The 1,234-nt window shown below is 36.7% G+C and carries 1 protein-coding gene; it reads left to right on the forward strand.

Annotated features, from left to right (window positions below; all coding sequences use genetic code 11):
• Window positions 1-590 precede the first annotated feature (590 nt).
• Window positions 591-950 carry a hypothetical protein gene (locus ACT3TU_RS14155; RefSeq protein WP_192524936.1) on the forward strand — a complete coding sequence of 120 codons (360 nt, stop codon included), beginning with the start codon at window positions 591-593 and terminating at the stop codon, window positions 948-950.
• Window positions 951-1,234 lie beyond the last annotated feature (284 nt).

Consider the following 1,234-nt stretch of genomic DNA (forward strand, 5'->3'; position numbering starts at 1 on the left):
TAATTTTATTCCTCAAATATACGATCAATACTATGATTTGTGTTGATTGTTATTGGTATTAATGGTTTTATAACTTTTAGTTCAATCCTTTGATTTAACGCTTTTACCAAGTTTATTAAAGACAAGCTCTCATAAATTATACTGTGTTCACCGATGCTAATAGCGTCTTTCCAAATAGCGTCCTTCCTAATAGCTTGTTTTTTTCTAATAGTTTATTTCTACTAGGACATGCCCTAGCATCATATTGGTTGGCCAATTAACCAGTCATTTCGCCCACAAGACACAGTAAATTAGCAAAAATTAGCACAAAATGTAGGCTTAGAAAAGCCTTTCAGAATAGACGGATATTATTGATTATACGTCGATTAATTTGAAATCTTGTATTAATAGTTATAATAACTAAAGCAGTTAAAACCTTAGGTAGAGTTTTATTGTTACTTAATTGTACGGCCTATTTCCATTTAGAATGAAAACATATAGAATGCGTGGAAGCTGAGTAGCTGTAACTGAGACTAGTTGACTTCTGAGATGAATCGGATTTCAACCTTTGTTGCTGCTACTGCTCATTTCATTTTTCTGGAGAAAACATTATGAATCTTAAATTACTTGCTCTAGCTGGTATCATGACTGCATCTATGGGCCTAACTGCCTGTGACAGCAACAAAGAAAACGCTGCTGAAGATTTATCTGACGCACAAGAAGAAGTGCAAGACGCACAAGAAAATCTAGACGACGCTGCTGCTGAAGGCGAAGTTGTTCCTGCTGATGCAGAAGCTGCTGTTGCTGACGCTGAAGCTGACATCGCTGATGCACAAGTTGCTACTGCTACTGACGAAATCGACGCTGAAGTTCCTGTAGACGGCGACACTACTAGCGTTGACGTAGCTAGCGAAACACCTGCTGTTGATGCAGCTGACGACGTTGTTGTCGTTGAAGAAGAAGCTCAGTAATTTTATTGTTCATACAATAAGTACACTGTAGTAAAAAAAAGAGAGCCTATGCTCTCTTTTTTTGTGCCTGTCATTTATAACTAACCATGCCTATTACTTACAATCTTTCGTGGCCAATAAAAAGACAAAACACCTAAAGCATCAACACAGCATTGTATGTCAGATCATTTCTAAAAATCAGAATAATAAAGGAACGAGTGTAAGTGTTTTATCTTACTTAGATTAACACACCAAGTGCAACGCTAAATTATATTATACAACACCTGATTGGGCGTTTTAAACCC

The organism is Psychrobacter sp. AOP3-A1-26 (assembly GCF_052378235.1).
GTDB lineage: Bacteria > Pseudomonadota > Gammaproteobacteria > Pseudomonadales > Moraxellaceae > Psychrobacter.